General features: G+C 72.1%; 18 protein-coding genes and 1 pseudogene. 9 read left to right on the top strand and 10 right to left on the bottom strand.

All coding sequences use genetic code 11. The features are described 5' to 3' along the window. Positions 1–73 precede the first annotated feature (73 nt). Together B5D66_RS08645 and B5D66_RS25410 are read right to left on the bottom strand one after the other, a co-directional pair. Positions 74–1,147, bottom strand: a complete 1,074-nt coding sequence (locus B5D66_RS08645) for a protein kinase family protein (RefSeq protein ID WP_078761141.1) — start codon at positions 1,145–1,147, stop codon at positions 74–76. A 39-nt stretch (positions 1,148–1,186) separates the two neighbouring features. After that, positions 1,187–1,333 (bottom strand): hypothetical protein, encoded by a 147-nt coding sequence (locus B5D66_RS25410; RefSeq protein ID WP_159457235.1) that lies wholly within the window; start codon positions 1,331–1,333, stop codon positions 1,187–1,189. 689 nt (positions 1,334–2,022) lie between these two features. On the opposite strand from B5D66_RS25410, the gene B5D66_RS08640 reads away from it, so the two are divergent. The 3 genes from B5D66_RS08640 to B5D66_RS08630 all read left to right on the top strand — a co-directional run bounded on the left by B5D66_RS08640 (position 2,023) and on the right by B5D66_RS08630 (position 5,033). After that, positions 2,023–2,325, top strand: coding sequence for a hypothetical protein (locus tag B5D66_RS08640; RefSeq protein ID WP_144390037.1), 303 nt, complete (start codon positions 2,023–2,025; stop codon positions 2,323–2,325). Between the two features lie 742 nt (positions 2,326–3,067). Further along, positions 3,068–3,874 carry an APH(3'') family aminoglycoside O-phosphotransferase gene (locus tag B5D66_RS08635; protein WP_078761139.1) on the top strand — a complete coding sequence of 269 codons (807 nt, stop codon included), beginning with the start codon at positions 3,068–3,070 and terminating at the stop codon, positions 3,872–3,874. A gap of 199 nt (positions 3,875–4,073) precedes the next feature. After that, on the top strand, positions 4,074–5,033 hold the full coding sequence (locus tag B5D66_RS08630; RefSeq protein WP_078761138.1) for a phosphotransferase: 960 nt from the start codon (positions 4,074–4,076) through the stop codon (positions 5,031–5,033). Positions 5,034–5,448: 415 nt separating this feature from the next. Here the strand turns inward: B5D66_RS08630 and B5D66_RS08625 are convergent, their stop codons facing one another. The 4 genes from B5D66_RS08625 to B5D66_RS08610 form a co-directional block, all read right to left on the bottom strand. Next, entirely contained in the window at positions 5,449–6,609 is a 1,161-nt protein-coding gene (locus B5D66_RS08625) for a GDSL-type esterase/lipase family protein (protein ID WP_078761137.1), read from the bottom strand. Between the two features lie 81 nt (positions 6,610–6,690). Next, positions 6,691–7,260, bottom strand: a complete 570-nt coding sequence (locus B5D66_RS08620; RefSeq protein WP_078761136.1) for a TetR/AcrR family transcriptional regulator — start codon at positions 7,258–7,260, stop codon at positions 6,691–6,693. 61 nt (positions 7,261–7,321) lie between these two features. After that, a complete protein-coding gene (locus tag B5D66_RS08615) occupies positions 7,322–7,762 on the bottom strand; it encodes a DUF4158 domain-containing protein (protein WP_268805291.1) in 441 nt (146 codons plus the stop codon). A gap of 490 nt (positions 7,763–8,252) precedes the next feature. Further along, positions 8,253–8,945 carry a GntR family transcriptional regulator gene (locus B5D66_RS08610; protein ID WP_078761365.1) on the bottom strand — a complete coding sequence of 231 codons (693 nt, stop codon included), beginning with the start codon at positions 8,943–8,945 and terminating at the stop codon, positions 8,253–8,255. A 138-nt stretch (positions 8,946–9,083) separates the two neighbouring features. On the opposite strand from B5D66_RS08610, the gene B5D66_RS08605 reads away from it, so the two are divergent. Then, complete coding sequence (locus B5D66_RS08605) at positions 9,084–9,608, top strand: YbhB/YbcL family Raf kinase inhibitor-like protein (RefSeq protein WP_078761134.1); 525 nt, start codon at positions 9,084–9,086, stop codon at positions 9,606–9,608. A gap of 2 nt (positions 9,609–9,610) precedes the next feature. Beyond that, positions 9,611–10,003 (top strand): cupin, encoded by a 393-nt coding sequence (locus B5D66_RS08600; RefSeq protein ID WP_200813577.1) that lies wholly within the window; start codon positions 9,611–9,613, stop codon positions 10,001–10,003. A gap of 328 nt (positions 10,004–10,331) precedes the next feature. On the opposite strand, the gene B5D66_RS26300 is transcribed toward B5D66_RS08600, so the two are convergent. Both B5D66_RS26300 and B5D66_RS08590 read right to left on the bottom strand, forming a co-directional pair. After that, complete coding sequence (locus B5D66_RS26300) at positions 10,332–10,466, bottom strand: hypothetical protein (RefSeq protein ID WP_268805286.1); 135 nt, start codon at positions 10,464–10,466, stop codon at positions 10,332–10,334. Positions 10,467–10,517: 51 nt separating this feature from the next. Further along, positions 10,518–11,219, bottom strand: a complete 702-nt coding sequence (locus B5D66_RS08590) for a MerR family transcriptional regulator (protein ID WP_078761132.1) — start codon at positions 11,217–11,219, stop codon at positions 10,518–10,520. Positions 11,220–11,315: 96 nt separating this feature from the next. On the opposite strand from B5D66_RS08590, the pseudogene B5D66_RS26445 reads away from it, so the two are divergent. Together B5D66_RS26445 and B5D66_RS26010 are read left to right on the top strand one after the other, a co-directional pair. Then, positions 11,316–11,519 (top strand): annotated as a pseudogene (locus tag B5D66_RS26445) (putative immunity protein); the annotation flags it as partial. Between the two features lie 103 nt (positions 11,520–11,622). Continuing rightward, positions 11,623–11,853 carry a hypothetical protein gene (locus B5D66_RS26010; RefSeq protein WP_235000871.1) on the top strand — a complete coding sequence of 77 codons (231 nt, stop codon included), beginning with the start codon at positions 11,623–11,625 and terminating at the stop codon, positions 11,851–11,853. A gap of 234 nt (positions 11,854–12,087) precedes the next feature. Here B5D66_RS26010 and B5D66_RS26005 read toward each other — a convergent pair whose 3' ends face one another. Continuing rightward, positions 12,088–12,240, bottom strand: coding sequence for a hypothetical protein (locus B5D66_RS26005; RefSeq protein ID WP_235000870.1), 153 nt, complete (start codon positions 12,238–12,240; stop codon positions 12,088–12,090). Between the two features lie 521 nt (positions 12,241–12,761). Continuing rightward, positions 12,762–13,367 (bottom strand): helix-turn-helix domain-containing protein, encoded by a 606-nt coding sequence (locus B5D66_RS08570; protein ID WP_078761129.1) that lies wholly within the window; start codon positions 13,365–13,367, stop codon positions 12,762–12,764. A gap of 93 nt (positions 13,368–13,460) precedes the next feature. Between B5D66_RS08570 and B5D66_RS08565 the strand changes: the two genes are divergently transcribed. Together B5D66_RS08565 and B5D66_RS26000 are read left to right on the top strand one after the other, a co-directional pair. Next, the gene (locus tag B5D66_RS08565; RefSeq protein WP_200813596.1) at positions 13,461–14,468 is read left to right on the top strand and encodes an NAD(P)/FAD-dependent oxidoreductase; all 1,008 of its coding nucleotides are present in this window, start codon (positions 13,461–13,463) and stop codon (positions 14,466–14,468) included. 359 nt (positions 14,469–14,827) lie between these two features. Next, positions 14,828–15,115: a hypothetical protein gene (locus B5D66_RS26000; RefSeq protein WP_235000869.1), complete on the top strand. Its 288-nt coding sequence runs from the start codon at positions 14,828–14,830 to the stop codon at positions 15,113–15,115. Positions 15,116–15,289: the final 174 nt, after the last annotated feature.

The following is a 15,289-nucleotide window of genomic DNA, read 5'->3' as shown; positions in this document are numbered from 1 at the left end:
CATCCGCCTCGGCGATCCGTCGGCCCCGGTCCCCGGCCTCCTCACCTCTCAGGAGGAGGGAGATCCGGATCCCTCAACCGCGTGCTGCCCCGGCGGCCGCGGCACGGTCGAGCTCGGCGGCCGGAAAGGGTGTCTGCTTGCTCTCCGTGAGCAGCCGGCGGTGGAAGTCGTCCAGGACAACGGTGCTTCGGACATGCCGCTCGATGATCGCCGCGGTCTCCGGTGGAACACCGCCGGGCCTGCGCCCCGCGCTCCACTTGTGCAGGAACACGTCTCTTTCCACATCGCCCCGAAGGCGGTCGACGAGGTGGTGGAGCAGATGGCTCGCGATGTAGTGGCGGTCGTAGGCGAGATGATCCGAAAGGAACCGCCTCTCGGCTGCTGAGAGCTCGAAGTCCGAGCTCAGCGCCAGTCCGAAGTCCGCGAAGCAGATCAGTTGTCCGTCGGTCAGGAGGTTGTTGAAATGGGCGTCGAAGTGCACGAGCCCGTGAGAGCTCATGAACGCCGCTCCCCGCGCCAAGGCGTCCTCCACCCGCGGACAGGGAGAGCCGGCACCGGCCGGCGCCGCGTTCTCCCGGTGTTCGCTCAGCCACGCGCCGAGGGTCTGCGGCACGTGCTCAAGGAAAAGCACCAGGCTGTGGGAGGAACGGCCGATGGCCTCCAGCCGTTCGCGCACGGCCGGTGAGCCCTCCCAGTGGGCGACCGCGCCGTCGATGCCGCCGAACTCGTCCACGAAACCCTCGGGAGGGGAATCGGGCAGGACACGCCAGTGGTACATCAGGGGGAACCCCTCGTGCTCCCCGTCCAGGACCCAGGCGCTGGTCATGGTATGGACCGCCAGCTCCCGCCAGGCACCGAACCCGGCCGACCCCACTCCGTACTGGTAGAACAACGGCAGGCCGAAGAGGTTCGCCGTGGACCGGACGTTTTCCGGCCGGGCCTCGACGTCGGTCAACGGCACCCTCTTGACGAAGACCCGCGTCCCGTCGATGTCCACTTCCGCGGACCTGCCGCCGATGCCGGATCCGACCGCGGCGGCCGACGCCACGACGTCACCGAGCCGCCGGTCGCTCGACAACGACAGACGAGCGGCCACGGTCTCATAGGCGGCGAGCCGCGCCGCGTACGTGGAATCGAAGCGGCGCATTGACGGCTCCTCGGCGCACCGACCCCAAGGCGTCGGTGATCACATGGACGGATCGACTCTATCCTGCCCGGGTTTCCCGAAGCCTCGGCGATCCGCGAAGCAGCCCGTGACGCGCGCTTGGGCCGGCGGCTGGTGGAAGAACCGCTCTTCGCCCTCGGAAACGATCGACGCGGGCAGGTCGAGCATCGGCAAAGCGTCGAGAAAACGTGGCCGGAAACCCCGGGTGTCCGACAAGCGGGGGCGGCGTTTCTCCCGCGCTCTCCGGTTGGACGCCGTCCTCGTCCCACCCGATGACCCGCTCGCCCCGGCCGTCGGCGGGGCGCTGATCGGGCACGCCCGGCTCTCCCCAGGGTCAGCGCTCGACGTCGGCTCGCCCCCTCCCTGCGGCCGGGGACACCCGTGTCTTCGCCGGCAAGGCCTGCGGTCACGCCCCCGAGCCCCCTGACCTCCCCGCCTGCTCATCTGCGCGGAACCCCACCGCCATGCCCCAGATGCCGCGGGCAGAGGCGAACCCCTTGGAACGGGGTTCCGTTGATGGTCCGCCCCCAGGCCCAACGGGGCCGCGCCCGCCTCACGCGGGGCGGGGAGGCCACCGCCAAGAGCCCGGACCGGTCCTCGACGGCAGGGGGACCCGAGATCACCGGACCGACGTCGGCGCACCTCGCGTCCGCCATGTGCTCGCCCGGCCACGATCCGCGCCGACTCGGATTCCTGTCCCCTGAATCCGGCCGCCACCCGGTGGCCGGCCAGGCGATCGGCGGTCACACCCCGGCCCGCCCCCTTCATCGGCCCCGCTCCCGCTCACCGGCCGGGATCGGCCAGCCTCGTTGCCGGGAACGCCTGCGGACCAACGTCGAGCGCGGCAGGATCGCTTCATGGCAGACATGACCGACGACTACGTGAGCATCCGCCTGCGTGGCGGTCCGCCCTACTGGGCCGGGAAAAGCCTGGACAAGGTCTACAACCGCAATGAGATCGAGGGCGTCCCGCTGGACGAGCTGGGTGTCATGCTGTTGGTGCCGGACGGGGTGGGAGTGCCCGAGCAGCCCGAGGGCGAGGACGAGAACCCCCGCGCGCTCTACGGCCCCGAGAGCGAGGACGACCGCTACACGTGGGTCTTCCAGGGCTTCCTCCCCACCTCGGCGTCGGATCCGGGAGCGGCCTTCCAGGGCGGTTGACCGGGATGCCCCTCCTGGTCCCGGCAGGGAGGTTCCCACGTGAGAAGGCCCGCCTCGAAGATGGGCGCTGCCCGGGCCCGGGGGCGAACGGCCACGGTGAGGGCATTGCGCGCGGATGGGCGGGCCGCGTGGGCGCTTCCCCAAACCGGGCACCGACACCAACTCGATCGCTGGTCGAGGTGGCCCCGCAGGAGACGGACGGCAGGTCGGCGGCGCAGCCCCGGCCTGGGGCCGTCCAGGGCGCGGCCCCAGGACACCGCTTCAGCGGTGGGCGAGGAGACCCTCCCGAACACGGTGCGGACACCGACCACGCCGTGGAAACGCGGCGGTGCCGGCCCGACAGGCGTGTAAGCGCTGTTCCACTCGCGTCGCCTTGGACCGCCGGCCGGGTAGGGCCGCGCCCGTCCCGCCGCGACGGCTCCGGTACTCCAGGCGGCCACCGCGGCGCCGGCGTGGGTCTGAGACCGGGCCGATCGGTGAGCGGGGGCGAGACCGCTCGAACACGCCCGCTCCGCCTGGCCGGTGCTGTGAGGGGGACGCTCGGGCGGTGTTCTCCCCAAAGCGGAGGAACCCGGGAGTCCTTGCGTCATCGGGACCGGGCGGGAAACGTCGGCACGCGGACGTCAAGGGTTCGCCTCACCACGGTCGAGGCCGACCGGACGACCGCTCCCCCTTGTCGAGGGGGTCGCGGGTTCCCACGTCGACCGTCGAGGCGGGACGCTTGGGCGCTAGGCTGACGGCCATGGTCGAATCGGTCCCTCCCCCGTGGGCGCGGTTGCCCGGCGACGGCTGGACGGCGGTGACGGTGGGCGAGTCGGGGGCCGCCGTCTTCCGCTCCGCTGACGGGTCGCGGTACGCCAAGTGCGTCCGGGGCGACCAGGCGGTCTCGTTGGAGGCGGAGCGCGATCGGGTCGAGTGGCTGAGCGCGCAGGCGGTTCCCGGACCACGCGTGCTCGACTGGCGGGCCACCGACGAAGGGGCCTGCCTGGTCACCAGCGCCGTCCGGGGAGTGGGCGCCGACACCCTCTCCGCTTCGAGGCTCCGGGCGGCGTGGGGGACGATCACGGACGCCGTACGCCGGCTGCACGACCTTCCCCCGTCCCGCTGTCCGTTCTCCCGGGACCTCACCCGCATGTTCGCCGCGGCCCGTGACGTTGTGGCGCGGGGCGCGGTCAACCCGGAGTTCCTGCCCGTGGAACAGCAGCGGACCCCACCCGAGCGGCTGCTCGCGCGGTTGGAGCCACAGCTCGGACACCGCCTGGAGCAGGAGGCCGACGAGAGTGTCGTCTGCCACGGGGACCTGTGCCTGCCCAACATCATCCTCGATCCGGAGACCCTGGACGTGGCCGGCTTCATCGACCTGGGGCGGCTCGGACGGGCCGACCCCTACGCCGACATCGCGCTCCTCCTCGCCACCGCCCGGGAGAGGTGGGACGACGAACGGCAGGCGGAGGCGGCCGAGAAGGACTTCGCCGATCGGTACGGCCTCGTCCTCGACCGTGACCGGGAACGGTTCTACCTCCACCTCGATCCCCTCACCTGGGGGTGAGGGGATCGAGGTGTCGGCCGGGGTGGACCCGGCGGTGTCCTCCGGCCGTCCGAGCCCGCCGAGACGGCCGGGACAACACGCCCCGGGATTCGCCCCCGGCGTTCGACGGCTCGTCGGGGCGCCGAGGAACCCGAACCGGTGAGTACCGCGCCCCGGGAGCCGCCGTCACTCCCGCGCCGCGGCATGGAACGATCACCCCATGACCGATTCCGTGACACCATCGCAGATCGCCCGCCGCACCTCCGCCGCGGTCGACGCCGCGGTCGGGGCGGGGCGTGATCTCGGGCTCGCCGTGACCGACGCCGTGGTGCTCCATGATCTCTTCTCCGTCGTCGTCCACCTCGCCCCCTCACCGGTCGTGGCCCGGGTGCCCACCGTCCTGCCGCACTGCACGGACCTCGCCTCCCTGGCGCACCGCCAGCGGGCGGAACTGGACGTGACGCGGTGGCTCGCGGCGCGGGGAACTCCCGTGATCCCTCCCAGCCCCCTCGTGCCCCGAGAACCTGTTCAGCGCGACGGGTTCTCGATGACGTTCTGGCGGTTCGTCGAGGAGAGGCGGGAGGGGGAGCCCGACTACGAGGCGAACTCCGAGAGCGTCGCCGACCTGCACGCCGCGATGCGCGACTACCCCGGCCGGCTGTCGTTCCTGTCGTCGGCCGAACCCGAGTTCGTCGCGGAAAGCCTCACCCTGCTCGACAAGCGTCGCGACCTCATCGGCCCGGATGATCTGGACCGCGCGCGCCGAGAGTGGCAGGTTCTGGAACCCCTCGTCCGCTCGCGCGCGGCGTTCGAGGAGGCGTTTCCGGGGATCGACGTCCAGCCCGTCCACGGCGACTCTCCGCCCGCGAACATCTTCCCCGGGGTGGACGGGGACCTCTACTCCGACTTCGAGCTGGTCACGTTGGGTCCCGTCGAATGGGACCTGGCCGCGCTCGGCCCCGCCCTCGAATCCGCCTACGACCGTGGCGCGCGGCGCAACGGCATGAGGACGTTGAACGGCGACGTCCTGGGTTTCGTGAACGCCGTGGGGATGCTGCGGGTCATCGCCTGTCTCACGCTCACTTCGCAGCTTCCCTCGTTGCTGGGATACCTGGAACCGTCCATCGAGCAGTGGCGGGCGATGCCGTTCGCCGGCGGCGTGGTCGGCCGACACGGGTGAGCCCCGCCCCCGCCCTCCGGCACCTGCCGGGGCGGGGGCGTGACCGTGGCGACGGGGTTCTCGCGCCTTCGGTGCCAGCACCACCGGTGCCGGCGGCCTGCACCCCGGGACGACGCTCCGTGGACGGGTCCGGGGCAGCGGTGACGGCATCGCGCCGTGGCGGGAGGCCACCGGGCGTCGAGGAGAAGGGGATTCCCGGCCACGGCCGTGGAGCCGGCGGCAGGCGCCTTCGCCCCGTGGGGCGTCGCAGACCACCGCGGTCCCCTTCTGCCCACCCCGTCCACCGGACCGCGCTTGGCCGGGGCAGACGGCTTCGAACGGGACGCGCGGGGGCGCCCATCGGCCGGTCGCGCCGTCGGGCGGGAAGGGGCGGCGCCTTCGAAACGCCGCTCCCCCGGATTTCGCGGTGCTCCCCTCAGGGGTGCCGGGGGGCGAACGGACCGCCGGCGCCGAAAGCGAGGTCGGCGAAGCGTTCGCCGATGCGGCGGTGGGTGGCCGCGTCCGGGTGGAGCCCGTCGGGGAGCGGCAGCTCGGCGAAGTCCGCCTCGCCGTAGAGGTCACGGCCGTCGAGGTAGTACAGGTTCGGATCGTCGGCGGCCCGCTGCTCGACGATGCGGGCGAGTTCCCCGCGGATGACGGTGAGCGTCAGCTTGCCCGCGGCGCGCTCCGCCGGGTCGCCCACGGCCCGGAACTCCACCTTCCCGTCGGTGAAGACCGGGGCGCCGGGGCCTGGGGTGTCCTCGTGGGTGGGGCAGTGGATCGGAGAGACGACCAGCAGGGGCGTGGTGGGGTGCCCCTCGCGGACGGTGTCGAGGAAACCGTGGACCGCGGGGGTGAAGGCGCGCAGCCTCATCAGGTCCACGTTGACGATGTTGATACCGATTTTGAGGCTGATCAGGTCGGCGGGGACGTCCCGTATGGTGCGCGCGGTGAAGGGGTCGAGCAGGGCGCTGCCGCCCAGACCGAGGTTGACCAGTTCCACGGAGCCGAGGGACGCGGCGAGTGCGGGCCAGGTGGTGGTGGGACTGGCGGCGTCGGAGCCGTGACTGATCGAACTGCCATGGTGCAGCCACACCCGCCGCCCCCGGTCCGGCACGGGCGCGACGGGGGCATCGGTGCGCAGGGCGAGGAGCTCGGTGGTCTCGTTGTGCGGGAGCCAGACCTCGACGTCCTTGACGCGGTCGGGCAGACCGGCGAACCGCACGGTGCCGGCCGGCCCGGGCCGTTTCTCGACGCTGCCGGTGACCATGTCGATGGACAGGGTGTTTCCGCCGTCCACGACGGCCTGGTCGCTGAGACGGCCGTCGATGACCAGGTCGTATACGCCGTCCGGGCGGGGAGGGGCGCCCACGTAGGCGCGTTTGGTGGCAAGCGTGTCGAGTTCCACGACGGTGGCCCTGGTGCGGAAGGCCAGGCGCACCCCCGAGGGCTGGGACTCCGCCATGGCCAGTTGCGGGTCGGCGCACTGGGCCCGGGCCCAGGAGGGCAACCGGTGTGGGAGCACACCGCGTTCGGTGTGCTCCAGGTCGAGCGCGCCGCGGAGGAGATCGGTGGTGACGGGTGTGGTGATGTGCATCGTGTCGCCTGCTGTTCGAGATCGTTCGGGTCGCTCTGGTTCGCCACGTCGGCACGGGGCCGTGCCGGGCGCGCGTCACGGTCAGGCAGCGGGCCAGTTCCGCAACAGGGTGTCGAGGGCGTCCAGGGTCCGTGTCCACGTCTCCTGGGTGTCGGGCGCGCTGTGGCTGAACCCTCCCCCCATCTCCAGGGACACGTAACCGTGGAAGACGCTGCCCAGGAGCCGGACCGCGTGGGTCTGCTCCGGTTCGGCCAGGTCGTAGCCGCGCAGGATCGCCCGGGTCATCTGGGCGTGCCTGACCCCGGCGCTGGCGGCCGCCGTCTCCGGGTCCAGGCGGAACTGGGCCGCGGCGTAGCGTCCGGGGTGTTCGCGGGCGTAGTCGCGGTAGACGTTCGCGAGGGCCGTCAGGGCGTCCTTGCCGGCCCGGCCGGCCAGGGCCTCGGCGGCGCGATCGGCGAGTTCCTCCAGGGCGAGCAGGGCGATCCTGGTCCTGAGGTCCTGAGAGTTCCTCAGGTGTGAGTACAGGCTCGCGACCTTGACGTCGAACCGCCTGGCCAGCGCCGAGACGGTGACCTGGTCGAAACCGACCTCGTCGGCCAGCTCCGCCCCCGCTCTGGTCAGTCGTTCCGTGGTGAGTCCCGCTCGTGGCATAACACTTCCCTCAACTTCCATAAACGACTATACAGAAGGCTAATGCTTTTAGGAAAATGATCTAGTGCTTCAGGATGGGCTGGCCGGATGGGGCGGGGCGGTCCACCCGGGAGGCACGGCGCGAGGTCCGCCGGGGAAACCAGGCCGCGACGGCGCTCCCCACTCCACGCTCGCCGGGCCGCGGAATCGCCCCGCCCTCGTATGGCCGGGGACGGAGGTCGACCGGCATCGGAGCGAAAAGGCGCGTCGGGCGGCCGCGCCGTCCCCGGTGTCCCGTATCCACCCACGCCGCGAACTCGGCCTCGGCGAAGTGCCGCAGCCCATGGGCCTTCCCGACCTCCTCCTGATGGTCGAACGGCGTCTGCCGCTGCTCGGCGTCGACCTTGGCCGCCGAGGCATCGGCGATCTGCAGTCGGGTCGCCAGGTAGTCCACCACCTCGGTCGGCACATCCACCGGATCGAACAGGAAGCGGCCCACGAACCGCGCCGTGGTCACCTGCAGCGCGGACCCCGGCAGGCGGCGTCCAGAAAGAACGGCTTCTCCAGCTCCGCCCGCGACGGCGACCCGGCGTACCGACCGTGGACGGCGGCCTCCTCACCACTCGAGGACACAACCGGCGCGGCCCCGGAAAGGAGGACCCGCCCGGAGGACGAACCCCACCAAAGACCAGACCGTTACCGAGCTACACCCGATACAGCGGGCTGGTCAGTCCAAACACGCGGCTCAGGCGCATCGGAACGACCATCCGCGCTGCGCCGCCCCCTCCAGGTCCACCAACGGGACCTTTCGTTCTGATGCCGGTCGCCCATCGTCTCCCCCCCCAGGGAGGCGGGCATACGCGGCATCTCTCGTTCCACTTTGTCACCGACTTCCGGGGCGAGGCGAACGAGGTCATGTGGGCCGCGGTGGTTGTCGGCGGCACGGCCGTCAAGGGACGGCGGCGTTGAGCGGGCCGGCTACTTCGGCTTCCCCAACCGCTGCCCGTGGAAGGTCACGACCGTCGCCCGACCTGGTCGGGCGCGGATGTGAGGGCGGCGACGGTCAGCGTCAGGTGCTGGACCAGCACCTCGGTGGCGGTGTCGGCGTCACGGGCCAGCGCAGCTTCCTCCAGGCGACGGTGCTCCGCGACGCCGTCGCGGTCGGGCGTGCGCTGCGCCGACCAGCGGCGGGCCAGCTCGCCGGCCGTCCACAGCCTGTCGAACGTGTCCAGCAGCACGGGGTTGCCGCACCCCTCCAGCAGCGTCCGGTGGAAGAGGCGGTGCGCCTCCGACCACGCGCTGGTGTAGTACTCGCCTTCCTCCGGCGCGTACGGCCGTGTGCGGGCCAGGCGGTGGTGGGCCGCGCGCACCCGCGCCTCCCAGTCGAGGTCACCGCGCTCGATCGCCAGGCGCAGCATGACCGGCTCGATCGTACGGCGGGCCTCCGCAATCTGTTGCCATCGCCGGTCGGAGAAGTCGGGGACGGCGAAGCCGCGGTTGGGCAGCCGCACCGCGATGCCCTCGCCGACCAGCAGCACCAGGGCCTCGCGCACGACGGCCAGGCTGACCTGGTGCTGCTGGGCCAGTTGCTGCGGCTTGAGCGCCTCACCGGGGGCGTACTCGCCCCTCAGGATCGCTTCCCGAAGCCGGGTGTGAACACGCTCGGAGAGCATCTGTTTCGTCGAGGGATCGACCGTCCGCGTCATGCCCTCATGATAGACCATCCGCAAAATAATCGATTATTCGTGTTAGAGTCGATGATGTCTGGACGGTGCTTCCGATGGCGCTGTCCACGTATGCCGGCTCATCGGCCGGCCCTTCGCCACCTCTATGAAGGAACAGACATGAACAACCCCTTCGCCCGTCTCCCCCAAGTGCCCTCCTTCACCGTCACCAGCACCACGCTGGCCGACGGCGCTCCCTGGCCCGCCGAGCAGATGTCCGCAGGCGTCCCGGGCGGCAAGGACATCTCGCCACAGCTGTCATGGAGCGGCGCCCCCGAAGGGACGAAGAGCTACGCCGTCACGGTGTACGACCCGGACGCGCCGACCGGCTCCGGGTTCTGGCACTGGGCCGTGGCCGACATCCCCGCCACCGTCACCGAGCTGCCCGAAGGCGCGGGCGACGACACCGGCTCCGGCCTCCCCGACGGTGCCTACCAGCTGCCCAACGACGCCCGGGTGGCGCGTTACCTCGGCGCGGCCCCGCCGGCGGGGCACGGCCCGCACCGCTACTTCATCGTGGTGCACGCCCTCGACACCGAGACCATCGGCGTCCCGGCCAGTGCCACCCCCGCGTACCTCGGCTTCACCATCGCCGGCCACCTCCTCGGCCGCGCGGTCCTGACCGCCACCGCCGAAACCCCGTGACCGTGACCCCGATCGAGCTCTCCGTGTCCGGCATCCACCTGGCCCGGGGCGGCAGGATCCACGCCGGCGCCCGGTCGGCGGACGCCGAGCGAGATGGCTGGCACCTGAAGGCGTTCCACGCCAGGACCGATGCCGACGTCCACGCCGACCACTGGCAGGTGAACACCGAGGCCGACGGGATCGTGTTCTGCATCATCGGCATGATCCGCCTCTACCTGCGTCCAGAATGGCCGGGACGGCAGGGGGAAGAGGAAGAGATCAGACTGACGGCCGGCACCGCCGCCATCGTCCCGCGCGGACAGTGGCACCGGATCCAGCTCGACACCCCCAGCACCATCATGACCATCGCTCAGTCATGTGGCGGCCATTCGGAGAGACGCGCCGCCCCTCTCTGACGGCGCCCGCTCTTCGAGGGCGCACCTTCTGGTGACCGGCGCCCTCCCACGGCACCCGCCCCCGGCTTCGCGTACGCGGCCGAGCGGGGAATCTCGAGGGGAACGGCCACCGCGCGTCGCTCCGAGCACGACCGGTGCCCGGAGATGTGCGGTGGCCGTCCCTACCTGTCCCTGGTCGACCCGACCCCCGCGGACCGACCGCTCACGACGAAGCGAACGTCGTCATTCGCGCCGATCGATCAGATGGTCGCCTGGTCCCCTCAACACCGCACGCTTCCCTGCGGTGCCGTGCCGGCCGCGGTTGCCTCCGGCCGGCACGGCACCACGCTCAGATGACCTGCTCGGTCGGTAGAACGGTGGTCTCGGCGAGGTTGACGTGTTCGGGCACCGCCGCCACGAACGCCACCGTCTCGGCGATGTCCTCCGAGCGCAGTGCGTCGATCTGCTTGATGAGGTCGGCCATCAGCTGGCCGGCGCCGAGGAACAGAGCACCGCCGTCTCCGCGCGGGTCGCGCTACGGCGTCCCCAGATAGGTGTCGAGCGCGGCCGCGCCCGCCAGCATCGCCAGGCCCCGCGCCGTCAGCCGGTCGCGCCACTCCCCCAGCGTCGCCTGGAGCGGGTATGGCCCGCCGGCCGCCCGCACCCGCTCCAACACCAGCGCGATCCGCTCCACCCCGTACCCGCCCCGCCGTAGCTGGTGGGCCAGCAGTACGTCGCGCACCTCGGCGGAGGTGTAGATCCGGTACCCGGTTCGCGGATCGCGGCGGGGCGTGACCAGTCCGGCCCGCTCCCAGGCGCGCAGCGTCGCCGGGCGGACACCGATCCTGCGCGCCAACGGCCCGATGAACGTCACCCCCGGCTCCGCCGGTTCGCGTGGCGGCATCGGATCGTCCAGCGCCCGTTCCACGGCCTCCAGCGTGCGCCGATCCTCGGCCAGTTGCGCGTGGCTGTCGTCGATGAGCCGCAACGCCTCCTCGACGGCGCCGCCGTTCGCGGCCCGCATGATCGCCCCCGCGGTCGCGTGACCGTGCGCGGGGATCAAGGCCAGAAACGCCCGCAGCGCCGCCGCGTGGCGCGGAGTGTAGCGACGATAGCCGTGCGGTGAACGCTCGGCCGGAGGCAGGAATCCGGCCTCCTCGTAGTTGCGCACCGCCTGCGTGGACAGGCCGTGCTCACGCGCCAGATCGACAGGCCGCAACCGTGTTTTAAGGTTCATCCTCACCTACGAGGGAAAACGCCTCAGAAGTTTACACCGAGGTTTCAAAGATACCGTTGAAGTGAATTCAGCCCCCCCACTTGGAAGGACCGCGCCATGACGGATGGCTCCCCGGCCATCGAGCTCAGCCGCTGCGAACTCCACGAGATCACCGGCTACGCGGTGGCGTGCGCGCGGCCCGCGCTGGCGATCTTCGAACGTGAACGCCCCGACGACCGGCGTCCACGGGCCGCGATCGACGCCGCGCAGGCGTTCGCGGACGGAGCCGAGCGGACCAGGGTGCTGCGTGACAACGCCTGGGCGGCGCATCGGGCGGCTCAGGAGACCCGCGACGCGGGACAGGCCGCGGCGAGTGACGCCGCGCGCGGCCGCCAACGCGTGCGGCGCGGCGTTCCTCCATCCCTTGGCGAAGGCCACGCAGGTCAAGCACATCCTCGGGTCGGCGGCCCATGCCGCGCGGGCGTTCGAGCTGTCCGTCGGGGACGATCCCGCCGTCGCGGCCGAGCACATCGCGCGGGCACGGGCTCACGCGCGTCCCATCGTGGTGGACGTCTTGCGGCGCTATCCACCCGCCCCGGCCGGTGGCGGGCGGGTCGGGGAGCTGATCCGTCGGTTGGACGTGTCACTGCGCTGATCCCCCGCGCCGTGCCCGTGGACGGGGCGCGTGGGCAACCGGCGTGGGCTCGCGGCGTCCGCCGGCCCGAGGTTCTACGAGCCGGGACCGCACCCGGGAGGAGGCGCGTCGGTTCCTTCGGCGTCTTGCCCACCCCGCCCGCCGGGGCCGAGCGCGCGGTCATGGCGGAGACCGGAAAGAGGCCCGTCCCCTTCCTTGGGGAACGGGCCGGGCCACGATGGACGTGGGGAGAGGTCAGTCGTCGATCTCTCCGGTGAGATGACGGTGGGCCTCGCGCCGGCCCGCGTAACGCTCCCGGCGATTGTCGGCCCTGGTCATCCGCTGCCACTCCTTCACGCAGGAGCGCACGTTACACCCCGAACAGCAGGTGTGGCCGAACAGCAGCACGCCGGGGTGCTCCCACCGACAACGCGTGTCCGGTTCCTCCCGTGTCGGCCTCGGCGGCAGGTCGCAGGGGCCGTAACGGTGATCGTGAACCGGCCGAGGGCGGTGCTCCGCGTGGCGGACCCACAGCGGCTTCGTCTTGTCCGTACGAGACATCTCGTTCCTTCTGGAACCGCCGCCCGAACTCCCGGACCCTCCGGGCGGGCGGCTAGGTTCGCAGCTTCACGGCGACACCCCTTTTCTCGGCTCTGGCGCCGATCGGTCCGTCCGCCCCACGGACGGGACGGTCGTCGACGTCCCGATGTTCCCCACACCGGTTCCCCCGCGTCAAGGCGTCCCGGCGCCTCCGGAGGTCGGCTCCGCGGCCGCCAGGCCGTCCGTCCGCGTGTTCCGTCCCTGGTGGAGGCGGGTGGGCGCCACCCCGCGGTCGCCGCGGAGCCCGCCTCCGGCGCCGAACCGGTTCAGCGGGAGAAACGTGGGGGCCTCGGCGGCGCGCGGGCCGACCACCACCGCCCGGGGACGCCTCAGTCGAGACGGTCGGAGGAACGGTCCGTCTTGGGACGGGCGCGCAGGTGCGCGCGTTCGCCCTGCCGGCCGAACAGGCTGAGGATCTCGACCGCATCCTCGGCGGCGGGGCCGAACCAGTGCGGCACGCGGGTGTCGAACTCGGCCGCTTCACCGGGGGAGAGCACGAGGTCGTGGTCGCCGAGGATGATCCTGAGGCGACCGTTGAGGACGTAGAGCCATTCGTATCCCTCGTGGCTCTGCGGATCGGGTTCGCCCGTCCGGTCGGCGGCCTGGATCACGAGCTTGTAGGCCTGGATGCCCCCGGCCCGGCGGGTCAGGGGCAGCATGGTCATGCCGTTGCGGGTGACCGGCCGCAGATGGACGCGCGGGTCGCCGGTGAGCGGGGCGTCGACCAGTTCGTCGAGGGTGACCCCGTGCGCCTTGGCGAGGGGGAGCAGGAGTTCGAGGGTCGGCCGACGGCTACCGGACTCCAGCCGGGACAGGGTGCTCACCGAGATGCCGGTCGCCGCGGACAGCTCCGCCAGCGTGATCTCGCGTTGCCGGCGCAGCGCGCGCAGCCGGGGGCCGACCGCGTCGAGTGCCTGGTTCAGGTCGTCGCCCATACCGCCAGTTTGCCATAGCGGCAAAGAACTTTGCGATATTCACCGCAGGTCCGCATATTCGTCGTGGAGGTGGTCGAAGTGACCAATGACCAGATGAGAGACCACTACGACGTGGTGGTGGTCGGCGGCGGGGCCGCGGGACTGAACGGAGCGCTGATGCTCGCCCGGGCACGACGATCGGTGGTGGTGATCGACGCGGACGCCCCGCGCAACCGTCCGGCCTCGGGCGTGCACGGACTGCTGGCCCTGGACGGGACTCCCCCCGCCGAGCTGCTGGAGCGCGGTCGCGCCGAGGTCCGTCGCTACGGCGGCCACGTGGTGTCCGGAGAGGTCGCGACGGCATCCCGCGACGCCGACGGGTTCACCGTGACACTGGCGGGCGGCGGCTCGGTCCGGGCCCGCAGGCTGCTGGTGACCAGCGGGCTGGTCGACGAACTGCCGGACGTGCCCGGGCTCGGGGACCGCTGGGGCCGAGACGTGCTGCACTGCCCCTACTGCCACGGCTGGGAGGTCCGCGACCAGGCCATCGGGGTGCTGGCGAGCGGTCCCATGTCCGTCCACCAGGCGTTGTTGTTCCGGCAGTGGAGCGACGACGTCACCTTCTTCTCCCACACCCGGCCGGCGCCCTCCGCCGAGGAGGCGGAGAAGCTGGCGGCCCGGGGGATCCGGGTGGTGACCGGCGAGGTGGCCCGCCTGGAGGTCGTCGAGGATCGGCTCGTGGGGGTGCGGATGGCCGACGGCACGACGGTCGGCCGCGAGGCGCTGGCGGTCTCCCCGCGGATGGTGGCGCGCGCGGGCTTCCTGTCGACGCTCGGTCTCCATCCGGTCGAGCACCCGGCGGGGGTCGGAGAGCACATTCCCACCGACCCGACCGGCCGCACGGAGGTGCCCGGGGTGTGGGCCGCCGGCAACGTCACCGACCTGATGGCGCAGGTGGGCGCCTCGGCCGCGGCCGGTGCCGCCGCCGGCGCCCAGATCAACGCCGACCTGGTCGAGGAGGAGACCCGACAGGCCGTCACCTCCTACCGGACCCCTTTCTCGGCCGAGGCGGAGGCGCGGGTCGGCGAGCTCGCGATGGGCGAGCGCGGTCACGGGCTGTGAGACTGGAGGAGGACGGCATGACCGGGAAATCCGCCCGAGAGTGCTGGGAGGAGCGGTACCGCGGCCACCACGGTGCCCCCGGCACCGGCGACCCCGGTCCGCACCTGGTGGCCGAAACCGTGGACCTCCCCCCGGCACGGCCCTGGAGGCGGGCCGCGGCGAGGGGGCCGACGCCGTCTGGCCGGCCACGCGCGGCTGGAGGGTGACGGCGGTGGACATCGCCGACGCCGCGTTGCGTCGCGCGCGAACGCGTCGCGGTCCAGGGGGACGACGTCGCGGGACGGATCGACTGGGCGCGGGCCGGCCTGGCGGAGTGGACCCCGCCCGAGGAGCGCCTCGACCTCGTCTCCTCGCACTACGTGCACCCGGCGACGTCGCGCGACTCCCTGTTCCGCGGGTTGGCGGCGGTGGTCGCCCCGGGCGGCACGTTGCTCATCGCCGGCCACCATCCCGCACATCCGCGGACGGGCGTGGCACACGCCGCGGTGGCGCACATGCGCTTCACCCCCGAGAAGGTGGCGGCCGGCCCGCCCTCCAATGAATGGGAGATCGTCGTCGCCGAGGCCCGGCCTCGAACGATCACCGACCCCCACGGCCGCGAGGTGATCATGCGTGACACGGTCCTGCGCGCCCGCAGGCGGTCTTGACCCCGGGGCCGCCCGGTAGAGGGCGCCTGCGGCCCCGACCGCTCGCCCGCTCCTCTGTCAGCAGGTACGGGAACGGCCGAGACTCGGGGCGGGGAGGAGCGCGGGGCCACGGTGCGGACCGCCGTTCCGGGGCAGGTGCCGCCGGGGACCGGCCCCCTCCTTTCTCGCCCCGCC

Source organism: Marinactinospora thermotolerans DSM 45154, assembly GCF_900167435.1.
Lineage (GTDB): Bacteria > Actinomycetota > Actinomycetes > Streptosporangiales > Streptosporangiaceae > Marinactinospora > Marinactinospora thermotolerans.
The sequence above is the reverse complement of the archived record's forward strand: the minus strand, read 5'-3'. Positions and strand labels throughout refer to the sequence as shown.